Source organism: Photobacterium jeanii (assembly GCF_001650345.1).
Taxonomy (GTDB): Bacteria; Pseudomonadota; Gammaproteobacteria; order Enterobacterales; family Vibrionaceae; genus Photobacterium; species Photobacterium jeanii.
Genome location: NZ_LVHF01000025.1, coordinates 216,651 through 234,141 on the forward strand (window position 1 = coordinate 216,651; position 17,491 = coordinate 234,141).

At 47.3% G+C, this 17,491-nt stretch carries 13 protein-coding genes; 7 read left to right on the forward strand and 6 right to left on the reverse strand.

Going from position 1 to position 17,491, the window contains the following annotated elements; translation table 11 throughout:
• Position 1 precedes the first annotated feature (1 nt).
• Genes ppx through A3K86_RS11815 form a run of 3 tightly spaced genes read right to left on the reverse strand, consistent with a single transcriptional unit; the run spans position 2 to position 4,148 of the window.
• The gene (ppx, locus tag A3K86_RS11805) at positions 2-1,525 is read right to left on the reverse strand and encodes an exopolyphosphatase (protein WP_068331161.1); all 1,524 of its coding nucleotides are present in this window, start codon (positions 1,523-1,525) and stop codon (positions 2-4) included.
• Complete coding sequence (gene ppk1, locus A3K86_RS11810; protein WP_068331163.1) at positions 1,494-3,614, reverse strand: polyphosphate kinase 1; 2,121 nt, start codon at positions 3,612-3,614, stop codon at positions 1,494-1,496. Before ppk1 ends, ppx begins: the two co-directional genes overlap by 32 nt.
• Positions 3,615-3,632: 18 nt before the next feature.
• Entirely contained in the window at positions 3,633-4,148 is a 516-nt protein-coding gene (locus A3K86_RS11815; RefSeq protein WP_068331164.1) for a glycine cleavage system transcriptional repressor, read from the reverse strand.
• Between the two features lie 380 nt (positions 4,149-4,528).
• Between A3K86_RS11815 and A3K86_RS11820 the strand changes: the two genes are divergently transcribed.
• The 4 genes from A3K86_RS11820 to phoU are packed head-to-tail and all read left to right on the forward strand — an operon-like array spanning position 4,529 to position 9,981.
• Complete coding sequence (locus A3K86_RS11820) at positions 4,529-6,769, forward strand: ABC transporter permease subunit (RefSeq protein ID WP_068331166.1); 2,241 nt, start codon at positions 4,529-4,531, stop codon at positions 6,767-6,769.
• A 21-nt stretch (positions 6,770-6,790) separates the two neighbouring features.
• Positions 6,791-8,428, forward strand: a complete 1,638-nt coding sequence (gene pstA, locus A3K86_RS11825; RefSeq protein ID WP_068331168.1) for a phosphate ABC transporter permease PstA — start codon at positions 6,791-6,793, stop codon at positions 8,426-8,428.
• A 14-nt stretch (positions 8,429-8,442) separates the two neighbouring features.
• Entirely contained in the window at positions 8,443-9,261 is an 819-nt protein-coding gene (gene pstB, locus A3K86_RS11830) for a phosphate ABC transporter ATP-binding protein PstB (RefSeq protein ID WP_068331170.1), read from the forward strand.
• 9 nt (positions 9,262-9,270) lie between these two features.
• Positions 9,271-9,981, forward strand: coding sequence for a phosphate signaling complex protein PhoU (gene phoU / locus A3K86_RS11835; RefSeq protein WP_068331172.1), 711 nt, complete (start codon positions 9,271-9,273; stop codon positions 9,979-9,981).
• 123 nt (positions 9,982-10,104) lie between these two features.
• Here the strand turns inward: phoU and ppk2 are convergent, their stop codons facing one another.
• The 3 genes from ppk2 to A3K86_RS11850 form a co-directional block, all read right to left on the reverse strand.
• Entirely contained in the window at positions 10,105-10,920 is an 816-nt protein-coding gene (ppk2, locus tag A3K86_RS11840) for a polyphosphate kinase 2 (RefSeq protein ID WP_068331174.1), read from the reverse strand.
• A gap of 27 nt (positions 10,921-10,947) precedes the next feature.
• A complete protein-coding gene (locus A3K86_RS11845; protein WP_068331177.1) occupies positions 10,948-11,682 on the reverse strand; it encodes a copper homeostasis protein CutC in 735 nt (244 codons plus the stop codon).
• Positions 11,683-11,894: 212 nt separating this feature from the next.
• Complete coding sequence (locus A3K86_RS11850; RefSeq protein ID WP_068331179.1) at positions 11,895-12,503, reverse strand: peroxiredoxin C; 609 nt, start codon at positions 12,501-12,503, stop codon at positions 11,895-11,897.
• Positions 12,504-12,634: 131 nt separating this feature from the next.
• On the opposite strand from A3K86_RS11850, the gene A3K86_RS11855 reads away from it, so the two are divergent.
• The 3 genes from A3K86_RS11855 (at position 12,635) to aceA (ending at position 17,360) form a co-directional block, all read left to right on the forward strand.
• Positions 12,635-13,531, forward strand: a complete 897-nt coding sequence (locus A3K86_RS11855; protein WP_068331181.1) for a hydrogen peroxide-inducible genes activator — start codon at positions 12,635-12,637, stop codon at positions 13,529-13,531.
• Between the two features lie 814 nt (positions 13,532-14,345).
• Positions 14,346-15,959 carry a malate synthase A gene (gene aceB, locus A3K86_RS11860; protein WP_068331182.1) on the forward strand — a complete coding sequence of 538 codons (1,614 nt, stop codon included), beginning with the start codon at positions 14,346-14,348 and terminating at the stop codon, positions 15,957-15,959.
• A gap of 96 nt (positions 15,960-16,055) precedes the next feature.
• Positions 16,056-17,360: an isocitrate lyase gene (aceA, locus tag A3K86_RS11865; RefSeq protein WP_068331184.1), complete on the forward strand. Its 1,305-nt coding sequence runs from the start codon at positions 16,056-16,058 to the stop codon at positions 17,358-17,360.
• Positions 17,361-17,491 lie beyond the last annotated feature (131 nt).

Consider the following 17,491-nt stretch of genomic DNA (forward strand, 5'->3'; position numbering starts at 1 on the left):
ATCAGTCTGGTTCGTGTGGGCTAGGGTCAAGGTTGAGTTGCCAGCCAGCCTTATGCCAATACTCTTGCTCTTTGATCAAATCGGCCGCTAGTAGTTTGTTATCGTGTTGCCAATTGCTTGGTAGCGTTAGCGTCCATTCTTCTTTATTGGCTTTTACTTTTAGCTTAGGTAGCGGAGTGTCGGTGCGTTGTCCATTGAGCGCGACCGCTAATCGCATGGTGCGGATCAAAGGGTAGAGGTGCTTGCGCTTATAAATACTGAGAACCGGCATTTCTTCGAGCTTGAGCGATTTACGCTGGAAGCGTACCAAGGTGGCTAACACGGTTTGCTGTTCAAGGTTAAAGCCCGGCATGGTGCAGTGGCGCAATAGGTAGGCCGAATGACGATGAAAGCCCGGGTAGCTGATACTTAATCCGACTTCGTGTAGCAGAGCTCCCCAGCTTAATAGCGGCTGTAGCTCTGATTTCGCTAAACTGGGATGGGTTTCGATTTGAGCATAAATAGCTTCAGCTGTGGTGCGGACACGCTCGGCTTGGGCGGTATCAATGTGGTATTGCTGCGCCATGGCTTCAGCGGTACGGGTACGAATATCGCTGTGGCGAAAACGCTCTTCCATTTCATACAACAAGCCTTCACGTAGTGCCCCATCTGAGAAAATCATTTCTTTGATGGCGAGGGATTTAAACACGCCGCTGAGTATTGCGACCCCTGCGGCAAAGACAGGCTTGCGATCATCACTCAAACCATCAAGGGACAGTTCTTCGCTGTTTTTAAACGCTAGAATCTCTTCTTCTAACCATTGCAGCCGTTTGGCGGTGATCACCCCGTCACTGTGGCCTTTGGCGATCAGCACTTCACGAATGGCTTTAATGGTGCCCGATGAACCAATTGCCGTTTCCCAGCCACATTGTTGGTATTTACTGGCGATGCTCTCGATCTTTTGTTGGGCTGCTAATTGGGCGGCATTGAAGTTCTTTTTACTGATCTTCGCGTTTTTAAAATGTTCTTGATTGTAGCTCACGCATCCCATGTGTTTGCTGTAAGCCAGTTGTGGGTTGAAGTCATCGCCAATCACGAGTTCGGTACTACCGCCACCAATATCGACGATCAGCTTTTTACCGCTATCGGGTTGGGTGTGAGCAACCCCTAGGTAAATCAAGCGGGCTTCTTCGGTACCGGGAATGATTTCTATCGGATAGGGGATTAAACCTTCGGCGCGTTTAAGAAAAATATGAACATTGCGCGCTTGGCGTAAGGTGTAGGTTGCAGCAATACGGACATTTTCGGGCTCAAAACCTTGAAGGCGTTCGGCAAACATGGCCAAGCAATTCAAGCCGCGCTGAATCGCGGCTTGGTTGAGGTTTTGGTGCTCGTCTAATCCAGATGCCAAATGTACCCGCTGTTTATGGCGACTGATGATTTGCAGGCTTTGCCCTACGATGCGGGCAACCACCATATGAAAACTGTTCGAGCCAATATCAATGGCGGCGATTTCACGCGGTGATGGAGTGTTGATATCTGTCATGCTGAGCTATCGCTTTTTCTGCTTGTTTTTTTGATTGGCGTTCTTGGTGCTTTAAATAATCATAGATGGCGATTTGCGAACGTACCTTGCGGCGGTTACCACGGGCGACATAGTGATTGCTCATCTCTTTATCCAATACTCGTGCTTTGACGGTATCGGTCAGTTGGATATTGAGAATATCGATAATGGTTTTTTTGAGGTTCGGATCTTTGATGGGACAGCCCACTTCGATGCGATTGTCGATGTTGCGAGTCATCCAATCGGCGGATGAAATAATCACATCGGGGTCGCCGTTATTCGCAAACACCGCGACTCTAGGGTGCTCTAAGAAGCGGTCGATGATGCTGATCCCGCGAATATTGTCGCTGATCCCTTTGATCCCCGGCACCAAAGAACACATGCCGCGTACGATCAAATCGATCTCCACACCGGCATTACTGGCTTGATACAACATATTGATCAGCCCTTTATCAACCAGATTATTGACCTTAAGAATGATACTGGCTGGCAGGTTTTGTTTGGCATGGGCGATTTCGCGATCAATTAAGTCGTACAGCCGCATGCGCGAGTTATTGGGCGACACAATCAGGTGTTCAAATTCCACTGGACGGTACGGATTTTCAATGTATGAAAAGACTTGTTTTACTTCGTTGGTGATTGCTTCATCGCTAGTAAAGAGTGAAAAGTCGGTATAAATCCGGGCGGTTTTTTCGTGGAAATTACCAGTACCAATATGGGCATAGCGCACCAATTGGTTATCTTCTTTACGGGTGATCAAACACAGTTTGGAGTGAATTTTTAGCCCCGGGACACCAAATAAAACGTGAACGCCGGCTTCTCGAAGGCGACGTGCCCACTCAATATTAGCCTCTTCATCGAAACGCGCTTGCAGCTCGACCACAACGGTAACTCGCTTGCCGTTATTGGCGGCATCGATCATTGAGTCGATGATCCGTGAGTTTTTGGCGACGCGATAGATATTAATCTTGATGGTACGCACTTTGGGATCAAACGATGCTTGGCGGACAAACTCCGTCATGTGGTTGAACGTGTGGTACGGGTAATAGAGCAAGATGTCTTGCGCTTTAATGGCTTCGAAACTGTTTCGAGAGTGAGTGAAATGGTGGTTTTCGAGTGGTGGTAACGGTTTGTTTTCTAAATACTTGCGACCCACATTCGGAAAGCCGATAAAGTCTTTAAAGTTGTGGTAACGGCCACCGGGAATAATGCTGTCGAAATTAGAGACTTTAAGCAGGTTGCTTAGCACGTCGATCACTTCGCTTGGCATGTCGCGTTGATATACAAAGCGCACGGGCATTGCGGTCAGGCGTTGCTTTAACCCTTCCGACATTTGCTCTAATAGGCTTTGTTCTAGCTCTTGTCCTAAATCGTATTCAGCATCGCGGGTGATTTTCATCGAGTACGCCGATAGGCTTTGATATTCAAATAAGCCGCAGAAAATATCGTCTAGGCAAAAGCGAATGATGTTATCTAATAGAATAAGTGTTTTGCGGCGCTTGCCTTTGGGCTCTGGTAACTGAATGAAGCGAGGAAGCTGATCGGTTGGAATTTCCAACAGCGCGTAGCGTTTGCGGTTTAGCTGACGCATTTCGACCGTGAGGTAGGAGTATTCATCTTTTAGAAATTGCAGCAGGTCGGTATCTTCGTTCACCATGATCGGGGTGATATGCGGCAAAATATGGTGGCGAAAATAGCGGCGTAACCAGCGGCCTTGTTGCTCGTCGATTTGTTGTTCGCTGACTAAAAAAATGTGGCGCCGTGCCATCTCAAGTAAGAGGTCGCTGTAAAGGGCATCGAAATCTTGATTCATTTTGAGTGCGCGGCTTTGAATTTTACTCAACAGTTGCTTGGCACCATCATCGACGCCTTGGTCTTGGTTGATCAATATTCGCCGTTTAATTTCGGCAAACCGCACTTTATAGAACTCATCAGTGTTGCTGGAAAATATCCCCAGAAAGCGCACCCTTTCAATTAATGGAACTGATTTATCCGCCGCTTCCTGTAATACGCGTTCGTTAAAAGAAAGCCAGCTAAGTTCTTTATCAAGATAAAGGGTGTCCGTGGTCATAATCGTCCTTTGGCTGGGTTAGCTGGCAATGAGATCTTCATCAAAATCGACGTTCAAATCGTCGGCTAAGCTTTCTAGTTCTTCTTGTAGGGTTTCAAGCTCAAGGTTAGTCGGTAGCTCAAGTTCAAAATGGGCTGTAAAAATTGGGTAGCCCCAGTTTGGTGCGCTGTGTGCTTCGGTTTTTAACTTGTTGATATTGACGTTAAGTTGGCTAAGTAAGGTCGTGACCTCTTTGACAATACCGGGGCGATCGTTACCTGTGATACAGCAGGCATGAAGCGCTGAAACAGGGGGAGTGCTGTGTTGTTCTTCAACAATTTGAATTTGCAAAGCATCAATTTGCTCCAATGCTTTACGTAGCACCACGATATGTTGAGAAGCCACTTCAACGTGTAAGATCCCCGCGAACTGTCCGGCTAATTTACTCAAGCTGCTGCTGAGCCAGTTACCGTGATTTTGATAGATGGCTTCTGAGAGTTGCTCTACTAAGCCAGGGCGATCTTGGCCGATCACGGTAATAACGAGGTGCTTCATACGACTATCCTTTTTCGAGAGTGAGGGGGTATCACTTCATTATTAGAACTGTGGTTAACTTCTGTCCAGTTGATAGGATAGTAGAGAGGTGAGGGGCATCAAAAATCTCATTATTTGTTGGTATATTTTTAACGCTATGATGATGACGGGCGGCTAGTGACACACTATTGCAATTTTATGAATATAAGCTATTGAAAAAGGCAGACTTTATGCGAGATAACTTGACTTGTCACATAACTGTCATCTAAAAGAAATATTATTCTGTATCTGAGTATCATTTGGTTGCTGGCCGACGTTTCATCTCTCGCAGCAATACTGAGATTGCATGCAGTCAAGACACCCGAATTCACGACTTTTGGCCCCGACTAATTGAGGTAAAAATGGCAGACGCCAGCACATTGTTCATTGGAGAAAGCCGCAGCCGACGTTTGAAAGATAAGTTGGCGCGTATGGGCGTGATTGCTGGTGGGGTGTTTGTTTTACTGACGTTAGTGCTGATCTTCTTTTATCTCCTGTATGTCATTTTTCCTAGCTTTAAGCCTGTAACAGTCACGCCATTAACTCAACTTACCGTGGCAGCCACCGAACGTACGGTAGCGGTGGGGCTCGAAGAGCAAAATAGTTTAGCCTATCGCTTTACTGCGGGAGGTGAACTGAGCTTTGTGGCGTTAGATGACACCCCGATTGCAGATAGTCTGCCGACTATCCAAGTAATGGCTAACCCGAGCGTGTTTGCCGCGTCATTGCCACGCGATCAAATGTACGCTTACGGTGGCGATGATGGCAGCGTGGTGGTGGTACATCCAAATGTTAAAACCCAATTTGTCGGGCGAACCAAAACCTTAGCCGCAGCGGTGGATTACCCTGTTGGCACCGAGCCGTTACAACTTGATCCGCAAGGTCAGCCATTAACCCAACTTGCCTTCACCGCTCTGAGTGGTAAAGGGATCATGGTCGGCATCACCCAAGACCAACGCGTGGTCGGCATGACGATGACCGCGCAAGTAAACGCTTTTGGTGAGCGCACTGAGCAGTGGCGCTCTCAAGCCATGACCTTTACTCAGTTACCTGCCGATATAGAACGGCTAGCACTTACGCCAGATGGTCGCACCTTGTATGTTCAAACAGGGCAAAATGTGGTGGTGATGGCGATTGAAGGCAATCAGGTGACTGTTCGCGATCGCGTGACCGTGGCTCCGCAAGGTGTGGCGATCACCAATATCACCTTGCTATCTGGTGCTAACTCGTTATTAGTGGCGACCAGTGATGAGCAGGTGTCGCAATGGTTTGAAGTAATGGCTGAGGGGAAATGGTCACTGACCCATGTACGCGATTACAGCCTTTCAGCAAGCCCGTTAAATCAACTGGTGCCAGAGTCGTTTCGTAAAAGCTTCTTTACTTGGCAACAAGACGGCACCTTAGCGGCGTATTACGCAGCGTCTAACAAGCCAGTGTTTGAGATGGCGGATTTTGTCAACGACTTTGATCCGCAAACCACGGTATTAGCGATATCACCACGGGCTGATCGTTTAGTGGCAGTTGATGGTGAAAACTGGCAAGTGTTTAGCGTCGATAACCCTCACCCTGAAATTAGCTTTGCCTCGCTGTGGCAACAGGTGTGGTATGAAAGCTACCCAGAACCCGATTATGTGTGGCAGTCCACGTCAGCCAGTGATGAGTTCGAGCCTAAGTTAAGTTTGGTGCCAATCGTGTTTGGTACCTTGAAAGCGGCGATGTACGCGATGATTTTTGCGATCCCGCTGGCGATTGCTGGCGCGATTTATACCGCTTATTTCATGTCGTCGAAAATGCGCAGCATGGTCAAACCGACGGTTGAGATTATGGAAGCTTTACCAACCGTCATTTTGGGCTTTTTGGCTGGCATTTGGTTAGCACCCATTGTGGAGAATAACTTGGTCGGCATTGGCTTGAGCCTAGTGATGTTTCCGCTGATGATTTTCTTGGTAGGTGCTGTGTGGTCGGCTCTGCCGGGGCGTTGGTTACATGGTATTCCAAATGGCCTCCATATCATGTTGCTGATGCCGTTGATTGTATTGATGGTGTACGGCTGCTTTACAATCAGCCCTTGGTTGGAGCAATGGTGGTTTGGTGGTGACGTTCGTGTTTTCCTGACAAACGAATGGGGCATTGGTTACGACCAACGTAATGCCTTAGTGGTGGGGATTGCGATGGGCTTTGCGGTGATCCCAACTATTTTCTCGATTGCTGAAGACGCGATTTTTTCGGTGCCGAGTCACCTTGCCAGCGGTTCGTTAGCGTTAGGGGCAACGCACTGGCAAACCTTAACTCGGGTAGTGTTGCTAACGGCAAGCCCAGGTATTTTCTCTGCCATTATGATGGGGCTTGGCCGTGCGGTTGGCGAGACCATGATTGTGCTTATGGCTACTGGTAACACCCCAATTATGGACTGGAACGTACTGGAAGGGTTACGCACTTTATCGGCGACTATCGCGATTGAAATGCCAGAATCGGAAGTGGGCAGCTCGCATTATCGAGTGTTGTTCATTGCCGCGTTTGTGTTGTTTATTTTTACCTTTGTATTTAACACCATTGCGGAGCTGGTTCGTCAGCGTCTGCGTGAAAAATACAGCTCGTTATAACTGATGGCGTGAAAAGCATTAATGGGTAAATGGATTAAATCAGGCTCACCGTGGATTTGGCTGACGGCTGGGGCGGTGAGTTTGAGTCTGATTGCAGTATTAGGATTATTGTTATTGATAGGCTGGAAGGGGCTGAGCTACTTCTGGCCGGCACCTGTGTACCAGTTTGATATTGAGCAAAATGGTCAGTCACAAGTTGTGATTGGTGAAGTGTACGAACGTCAGATGATCCCGCTTACCCAATTAGCAGAAGCGGGTGTTGATGTCTCTATGATGGCGGGGCCAAAAGAGCCGCGTTATTTAATCAAGATAGGTAATCGTGAGCGCGTTGGGCTCGATTTCATGACGATCTTGGGGAGTCAAATTAAGCAAAAGCAACTGGCTGATGGCATCGCAGTGATTGATCGTGAGCAAAACGGCAAGTTTTACGGTTATCCGGTGAGTTATATCGATGATGACCAGCGTTATCCGGTCAGTGAGCTGCATGCGGGGCTAGAGCAAGCACAAGTGGTGCGCGATGAAATGGCGCGGATCAAACAAGAAGATTTTAGTGCTATCAATTGGCAGCTGGAAGAACTGCGTGTTGAAGAGCGCAGAAAGACATTAGCGCAAAGTTTAACGCCTGCCGAGCAAGCTGAATTTGCAGCTAAACGTGAGGCGCTTAATCAGCAATATTTAGCGTTAGAAAAACACTTGTTTGCCCTTCAGTCTCGTTTGGAACGCGATGCGTTTGTGGTGCGAGATATGACAGGTGAAGAAGTCCGTTTGCCTATCGAGCAGGTGCTGGATGTTTGGTATCCCAACAATCTAACTACCACTGAAAAGGTAATGCACTGGCTCAAGCAAGTGGGTAAGTTCTTGCGTGATGACCCTCGTGAAGCCAATACCGAAGGTGGTGTGTTCCCTGCTATTTTTGGCACCGTGTTCATGGTCATGCTAATGAGTGTCATCGTGACCCCGCTTGGAGTGCTGGCGGCCATTTATTTGCATGAATACGCCGGGCGTAACCGCTTTACCAAGCTGATCCGAGTCGCAGTGATCAACCTTGCTGGTGTACCGTCGATTGTATACGGGGTATTTGGTTTAGGCTTTTTCGTTTATATGGTTGGTGGCACGGTTGATGATTTATTCTTCTCAGCGCAGTTACCAGCGCCCACTTTTGGTACGCCGGGGATTTTGTGGTCGGCACTGACGCTGGCGATTTTGACGCTACCTGTGGTGATAGTGTCGACCGAAGAGGGGCTTGCGCGAGTACCAAGTTCGGTGCGACATGGCTCGTTGGCGCTTGGTGCAACCCAAGCTGAAACTCTGTGGCGCATAGTATTGCCAATGGCAAGCCCAGCCATCATGACAGGGCTTATTTTAGCGGTGGCACGTGCGGCGGGTGAAGTGGCACCTTTGATGTTAGTCGGGGTGGTGAAAATGGCGCCGACCTTACCGATTGATGGTAACTTTCCTTACATTCATTTGGATCGAAAGTTCATGCACTTAGGCTATCATATTTACGATGTTGGCTTTCAAAGCCCTAACGTTGAAGCCGCGCGTCCACTGGTGTATGCCACCTCTTTTTTATTGGTGACCGTGATTATCGGTTTGAACTTGACGGCAATTGGTATTCGTAATCACCTGCGGGAGAAATTCCGCTCTTTGGAACAATAGCGAGCGAGAGAGAGATGTTATCTGTGAACCCGAGCATTGGTTTATTTGAGCCTGTAGATTTGGCCTCGTTACCCGAAGAGCAAACCGCGTTGTCGATTGAAAATCTCAATTTGCATTACGGTCAAACCCAAGCGCTGTTCAATATTAATATGCGCATTGCTAAAGGGCAGGTGACTTCATTTATCGGCCCGTCGGGGTGCGGTAAATCGACCTTGCTACGCTGTATCAACCGAATGAACGATTTGGTTGAAGGGTGCCAAGTGGATGGCAAAATCATGCTCCACAACCATAATATTTATGATAACCGTATCGATGTGGCGTCGTTGCGTCGTCGAGTCGGGATGGTGTTTCAGCGTCCGAACCCGTTCCCGAAATCCATTTATGAAAATGTGATTTATGGTTTGCGGTTGCAAGGGGTGAAAGACCGCCGCATGCTCGATGATGCAGTAGAAAACTCACTTCGTGGTGCAGCACTGTGGGATGAAGTCAAAGATCGTCTCCACGAAAATGCCTTTGGTTTATCGGGTGGTCAGCAACAGCGGTTGGTGATTGCTCGTGCGATTGCGATTGAGCCAGAAGTACTGTTGTTGGATGAGCCAACCTCAGCGCTAGACCCGATCTCAACCCTGACGATTGAAGAGCTGATCAACGAGCTAAAAACTAAATACACAGTCATTATCGTGACCCATAACATGCAGCAGGCGGCGCGGGTGTCGGATCAAACGGCCTTCATGCATATGGGGGAGCTGGTGGAATACGCGAACACTAACGATATTTTCACTACCCCTAAAGAAAAAAGTACCGAAGATTACATTACGGGACGCTACGGTTAAGGAGACCACATGTTAGACAATATTAGCCTTGGCCGTCATATTTCCGGTCAATTCAATGCTGAGCTAGAAAGCATTCGTACCCATGTTTTAGCCATGGGTGGGTTGGTAGAGCAACAACTGGCTGATTCTTTAAAAGCCTTACATAAACAAGATGTTGAGCTGGCGAAACGCGTGATCCGCGATGATCACAAAGTTAACTCAATGGAAGTGGCAATCGATGAAGCTTGTACTCGCATCATTGCAAAGCGTCAGCCAACGGCGAGTGATTTACGCCTGGTGATTGCGATCATCAAAACCATTACCGATTTAGAGCGTATTGGCGACGTGGCGGAAAGCATTGCCAAAGTTGCGCTCGAGAATTTCACCAATAAGCAGTACAACTTACTGGTATCGCTTGAAGCGCTAGGGCAGCACGCAGTGCGAATGCTACACGAAGTGCTGGATGCCTTTGCTCGCATGGATGTTAAAGCGGCGATTGAAGTGTACCAAGTCGATGATCGTATCGACCGTGAATATGAAGCTGTGGTTCGTCAGTTAATGACTTACATGATGGAAGACCCACGCTCGATTCCAAACGTGTTGCAAGTGATGTGGTCAGCACGCTCGATTGAACGGGTGGGTGACCGTTGCCAAAATATCTGTGAGTACATTATTTACTTTGTAAAAGGTAAAGACGTTCGCCACACCTCACCAGAAGAGCTTGAGCATATTTTGCGCTAAGCATCATTTTGTATTAGACGTCAGTTTGAAATTACTAATGCCAGTACCTTGAGGTGCTGGCATTTTTGTATGTGGATTAGTAGCTTACAAGGTGGCTGATTGGCCGTCACTTTACCTGTAAAGCTAATCGTCACTGTTAGAATTGAATCTATCAGGGACAAAGGTTTGTTGATCGAGCGGTGAGCGAATATAGCCTTCTTTGTTCACTTCGGGTAACTCAATACTTGGGTATTCCAAGGCTTGATAGGGGATGTGTGACAGCAGGTGTGAGATACAGTTGATACGCGCTTTTTTCTTGCTATCGGCATCGACAACCCACCACGGGCATTGTTTGGTATCTGTGTAGGCAAACATGCGATCTTTGGCTGCGGAGTAGGCAGCCCAGCGATTGCGGGATTCAAGATCCATCGGGCTGAACTTCCAGCGTTTGATGGGGGTGTTGATCCGTTCGAGGAAGCGGCGTTCTTGCTCTTCGTCTGAAACTGAAAACCAGTATTTGAGTAAGATGATCCCCGAACGTTGCAACATGCGCTCAAATTCAGGACAGGAGCGTAAAAACTCCTCGTATTCTTCTTCGCTACAAAAGCCCATGACTTTTTCGACCCCAGCACGGTTGTACCAACTGCGATCAAATAGCACCATTTCCCCAGCTGCGGGTAAATGGGCGACATAGCGTTGGAAGTACCACTGCGTTTTTTCTTTTTCGGTTGGTTTGGGAAGGGCGACGATGCGGCAAATACGAGGGTTGAGCTTTTCGGTGATCCGCTTGATGACGCCGCCTTTGCCTGCGGCGTCACGACCTTCAAACAGCACCACAACTTTTAACCCTGTATGTCTGATCCACTCTTGCAGCTTGACCAATTCGATTTGGAGCCGCTCGAGCTCGGCTTCATAATCTTTCTTTTTGAGTGTATTGGTGCTGTTTGATTCACTATCCATAACTCCTCCTTGGCGTTATGGTTTAGTTTAGTTACTAAACAGTTGTGCTACCGCTTGGATTTTTTCAGCTGAAGTCACAGGAATAGCAAAATCATCAACATCACTGTTGCCCATGTGAGCAGTAGCAGCAATGTGCGCCATGTGGCTTGGGCGTGTAGTTTTGCCAGACAGATGAATTTCGCGCACGCCCGTTTGTGTCACGATATCGAGCGCATTGCTCGCGTTGACACCAGCGCCCGCCATAATGCTAAGGCGATCGCCGCAGTGGTTGACCATTTGTTTGAGCATGGCAATACCGTCTTCGGCATTAGCAGCCAGACCAGAAGTTAGCACTCGCTCACATCCAGCATACATAATGGCATCAAGCGCGGCAAAAGGGTCTGCGCATTGGTCAATGGCGCGGTGGTAGGTTACCCCTAGTGTGCCCGCTTCTTTGGTGAGCGCAGTTAAAATATCACCGTCAATATGTCCATCGGCTTGCAACGCACCAATCACCACACCGTGTAGCTTCGCTTGTTTGGCGGCGTGAATATCAGCCAGCATGATTTCAACATCTTGATCTGAGAATAAGAAGTCGCCTTGGCGCGGACGGATCATGGCATACACTGGAATTAGACTGTGTTTTGCGGCCAGTTGCATCAAGCCAGCATTCGGGGTTAAGCCACCGAGTGATAATGACGAGCACAGTTCGATACGGGTTGCACCGCCTTGTTGGGCGCAGTGAAGGGATTCGATATTGTCGATACAGACTTCAATTTGCATAGCGTTCTATCAGCTAAAGGTTGGAAGTCAGTAGAGTCTATTACAAATCGTAGATGGGTGCTGAACAGAAGAAATGTTTTGTGGGGCCAGAACGAAAAAGGGCCCGGTGTGTCCGGGCCTCATTCTATTTTTGCCTATTGGCTGACTTTGGCTTTACGCTATAGCGTTCGTTGCCGAGTTAACACCGTGAGCATGGTGCTAACGGTAAGTAATTACTTACCTAGGTCAGAAGTGTGCTCAGATAGGTAGTCAGCAACACCTTTTGGAGATGCGTCCATACCTGCTTTACCTTCTTCCCATTGTGCTGGACAAACTTCACCGTTCTTCTGGTGGAAGTTTAGTGCGTCAACCATGCGTAGCATTTCGTCGATGTTACGGCCTAGTGGTAGGTCGTTAACTACTTGGTGACGTACAGTACCTTCTTCATCGATTAGGAAAGAACCACGGAAAGCAACGCCTGCTTCTGGGTGCTCAACGTCGTAAGCTTTACAGATTTCGTGCTTAACGTCAGCGATTAGTGGGTACTTAACTTGACCGATGCCGCCATCTTCGATAGCAGTGTTGCGCCATGCGTTGTGAGAGAACTGAGAATCGATAGAAACACCGATTACTTCAACGCCTTTCGCTTGGAAGTCTTCGAAACGCTTGTCGAAAGCGATTAGTTCAGAAGGACATACGAAAGTGAAGTCTAGTGGGTAGAAGAAAACTACCGCTTTTTTACCTTTAGTGAATTCTGCAAAGTTGAAGTTTTCAACGATTTCGCCGTTACCTAGAACAGCTGCAGCAGTAAAATCTGGTGCTTGACGACCTACTAGTACCATTTTGGCGCTCCTAAAAAATTCGTGTTGGTGCCAATCTTTCGTTTGGCTCCCTGTTTGGACGAGACAAACTATAGCTAAACTGGTAGATTCAAAAAAGCGGAATAAATAGATTGATGTAATCGAAAAATACGATGACGAAGTTTCCTTCTCTTAAACAACTTAACTATATAGTTACTTTGTTTGAAACCCGCCATTTTGGCGAAGCTGCTAAGCAGTGTTATGTCAGCCAATCCACACTAAGTTCTGGTATTCAAAATCTTGAAGAGTTATTAGGTTGTCAGTTGATCGAACGTGATAACCGATCCTTTGTTTTCACCTCTATGGGTGAAGAGGTTGTGACTCGCGCTAAAGAGATGCTCGCCAGCTCCCGTGATCTGCTTGAACTTTCAAACTGTGTTGGTGACAGCATGGAAGGGCAGTTACGCATTGGCTGTATCCCAACCATCGCGCCTTTCTTATTGTGTGATTTGGTACAGGAAGTGAATCTACGCTTTCCGAAACTGGATTTACTGCTACGTGAAGACACCACGGCAAACCTACTTACTGCGCTCCGTAATGGTGAAATGGATGTGTTGATCCTAGCCCTGCCGATGGAAATCAACGGCATGCACAGTAAGGTTGTTGGTCGCGATGCCTTTAAAATGGTATTGAGCACTAAGCAAGCCAACACCGTTCGGGTACCAATTTGTTATGATGAATTGCCGGATGCATCGGTTTTCTTGTTAGAAAAAGAGCACTGTTTGACGGATCACGCGGTTTCTGCGTGTCAGTTAACCACGCGCGAGAAGATCAACCCGTTTACCGCAACCAGTTTGCATACCTTAGTGCAGATGGTCGCGAATGGTTTGGGAATGACCTTCATTCCTCAAATGGCGATTGATCATGGTTTGCTCGATAACCAAAACCTAGTTGTGGTAGAGCCGCCGGGTCAAGAAGCGTACCGTGAGATTGGTCTGGTATGGCGACCAACGTCAAGCCGCCTGCAAACGTTTAATAAGTTAGCGGAAGTGGTTGAAGGGTTGCTTTAGCCTTGGCGGTTTTAAGCACTGCGCTTTCCTAACCAAAAGCAGCTATTGCGATAACGCATGGCTGCTTTTTTGTTTCTTGTGCTGTCAATTAGCGCCAATCCCCCATGTTTTCGTTATTTTTCCTGCGTAAAAATCTGAACACCATTCTATCTTGCCGTTATCACACTTCACTTTTTTCCTTTCAATGGCGGCAAATTCCCTTCTTTTTATGATTTTCTGTATAGCGATGCGATAACAATCAATATTTCAGCATATCTATCTAAAACCAATTCAGAATTTAGCATGACAACTAACTCGTATAAGACGGTAATTTGTTGCTTTTTGTAGGTATTTTCTGTTTCGAGTTAGAAATAAATGAAACCTAGTGAGTATTGGGTCATGCGCATAGCGTATGAATTGATGCGAGAGATGATAGATAAGTGTTTAAAATTTAATCGCTTTGTTGGTGGTTAAGTTTTGAGTGGTGTTTAAAACGGTTTTTGAGCTCTAAAAATTTGCCACAAAATATGTAATTTAATTACGTAAGTTTTAGCAAAAAATGCATTTTGATACAGGCGAGACAATTACCGAGTTTTTGACCAGAAAATGTTTTAATTTAGTGTTTTGAGTTAAAACTCTATTGGGGTTAACTTTTTGATTTTATTATGTTTGATGTTTGTTTGTTGTGAGGGTGGTTGACCAATAAATTTGCAATTCTCTGTTTGTTACTGCAACGTAAATAGGGCGTTAATCAATTTGATTGCCGAAAACCCTATTGTGGTCATCATTGATAAAAGTGGTGATAAAGTTACAAATGGAATTGTAGGAGAAAGCCATGTCGATTCAGAATAGCCATTCCTCTCATCACGTAAAACTTTCACTGCAAAAAGTGCTCACGCCTGAGCAGCAAGAGATCGTCAGTGATGATGCCTTGGCGTTCTTGGAGCGCTTGGTCGAGCGTTTTGCCTCTCGCGTTCCTAGTCTTTTAACAGCGCGTGAAGCACGTCAGCAAGAGATCGATAACGGTAAATTACCTGACTTCTTACCTGATACCGCCAATATCCGTGAAGATAATTGGACAATTCAAAACATCCCTGCCGATTTGCAAGATCGCCGCGTTGAAATTACTGGGCCTGTCGAGCGCAAAATGGTGATCAATGCACTCAATGCTAATGTAAAAGTATTTATGGCGGATTTTGAAGATTCATTTTCGCCAGCGTGGGATGAAGTGGTCGCTGGGCAGCGCAATTTGCGTGATGCCGTGAACGGCACCATTAGTTATACCAATCCCGATAACGGCAAACACTATGCATTAGCGGATGATCCTGCGGTTTTGATCTGTCGTGTACGTGGCTTGCACCTGCCTGAAAAGCATTTGTTATGGCAAGGTGAGCCTATTCCCGGTGCCTTGTTCGATTTTGCGCTGTATTTCTTCCATAACTACAAGCAGCTGTTAGAAAAAGGCAGCGGTCCTTATTTTTACCTGCCTAAACTGCAGACTCATCAAGAAGCAGCGTGGTGGAGCGATGTGTTTAGCTACGCGGAAGATGAAATGGGGTTAGCTCGCGGCACAATTAAAGCGACGGTGCTGATTGAAACCCTTCCGGCAGTATTTGAGATGGATGAAATCCTCTACAGCTTGCAAGAGCACATTGTGGGCTTGAACTGTGGACGTTGGGATTACATCTTCAGCTATATCAAAACCCTACGAAATTACCCAGACCGTATTTTGCCTGACCGCCAAGTAGTGACGATGGAGAAGCCGTTCTTGAACGCCTACTCGCGTTTATTAGTGCGTACTTGTCACCGCCGTGGTGCGTTTGCCATGGGCGGGATGGCTGCCTTTATCCCATCGAAAGACCCAGAGCAAAATGCTTGGGTACTCAACAAAATCCAAACTGATAAGTCGCTGGAAGCAAACAATGGTCACGACGGCACTTGGGTGGCACACCCTGGTTTAGCCGATACGGCGTGTGAAGTGTTTAACCAAGTGTTAGGTGAGCGCAGTAATCAACTCGATATTAGCCGGGCTGACGATGCGCCTATTACTGCCGAAGAGCTGCTAGCCCCTTGTGACGGAGAGCGTACAGAAGAAGGGATGCGTCACAATATTCGGGTCGCGGTGCAATACATCGAAGCGTGGATCTCGGGTAACGGTTGTGTGCCGATTTACGGCTTGATGGAAGATGCCGCCACCGCTGAAATTTCGCGCGCTTCGATTTGGCAATGGATCAAACACGGCAAGGATCTTAGCAATGGCAAGGTTGTCACCGCTGAGCTCTTTGAGTCCATGCTTGCCGAAGAAATGGATGTATTAGCGCAAGAGCTAGGCAGCGAGCGCTTTAACTCGGGTCAGTACCAAGAAGCAGCAACGCTGATGGCACGACTCACGACCAGTGAGGAGTTGGTGAACTTCCTCACACTACCTGGCTATGAATATTTGCCTTAGAGCCAAATTTTATCCATAACCAAAAGTAACTGGAAGCAATTACAAACGATTACAACAGCATATTAATTTTCGCCAATAATCACGAGGGACATCACCATGACACTGACTCGTCAACAACAAATCGAAGCATTAGAGAAAGATTGGGCAGAGAATCCACGTTGGAAAAACGTAAAACGTACTTACAGCGCAGAAGAAGTCATCAACCTCCGTGGCTCTTTTGCACCTGCAAATACTATCGCTCAGCGCGGTGCGGATAAACTGTGGGAGCTGGTGAATGGCTCGGCGAAGAAAGGGTATGTCAATTGTTTGGGGGCGTTAACGGGGGGTCAAGCCGTGCAACAAGCCAAAGCAGGTATTGAAGCGATTTACCTATCAGGCTGGCAGGTAGCTGCGGATAACAACACCGCGTCATCGATGTACCCAGACCAATCTTTGTATCCGGTTGATTCGGTGCCAGCGGTGGTGAAACGTATCAATAACTCGTTCCGTCGTGCCGATCAAATCCAATGGTCAAACGGCAGTAACCCTGAAGAGGGTATCGATTACTTCCTACCGATTGTGGCGGATGCCGAAGCCGGTTTTGGTGGGGTACTGAATGCTTACGAACTAATGCGTAACATGATTGATGCTGGTGCGGCAGGTGTTCACTTTGAAGATCAGCTCGCGTCGGTGAAAAAATGTGGTCACATGGGCGGTAAGGTGCTTGTTCCAACCCAAGAAGCGGTGCAAAAACTGGTAGCGGCACGTTTGGCTGCCGATGTGGCTGGCACGACGACCTTGGTAATTGCGCGTACCGATGCTAACGCGGCAGATTTGCTCACTTCCGACTGTGACCCATACGATCGTGACTTCATTGAAGGTGAACGTACTGCTGAAGGTTTCTACCGTGTGAAAGCCGGTATCGATCAGGCGATTTCTCGTGGCTTGGCTTATGCGCCATACGCAGATTTGATCTGGTGTGAAACGGCCACCCCTTGTTTGGAAGAAGCGCGTAAGTTTGCAGAAGCGATTCATGCTCAGTACCCAGATCAGCTATTAGCTTACAACTGCTCACCATCGTTCAACTGGGAGAAAAACTTGGATGCCGAAACTATTGCTAAGTTCCAACAAGAGCTGTCGGATATGGGTTACAAATACCAGTTCATCACTCTAGCGGGTATCCATAACATGTGGTTCAACATGTTTGAGTTGGCACATTCTTATGCTCAAGGTGAAGGTATGCGCCACTATGTTGAGAAAGTGCAGCGCCCTGAGTTTGAAGCGGCAGAGAAGGGTTATACCTTCGTGGCGCACCAACAAGAGGTAGGTACAGGTTACTTCGATAAGATGACCAACACGATCCAAGGTGGTAACTCTTCGGTGACAGCACTGACGGGTTCAACCGAGGAAGATCAATTCTGATCAACTGGATCACGATGAAGCGGCGAGGGCTGCTTCATCACTCTCCCCCCCAGAGTTAAACGTAAATAGTAATACCCTGAGTAGTAAAACCTTGTTTGTTATATCCATTTGTTATCGCGGAGCACCTAGTG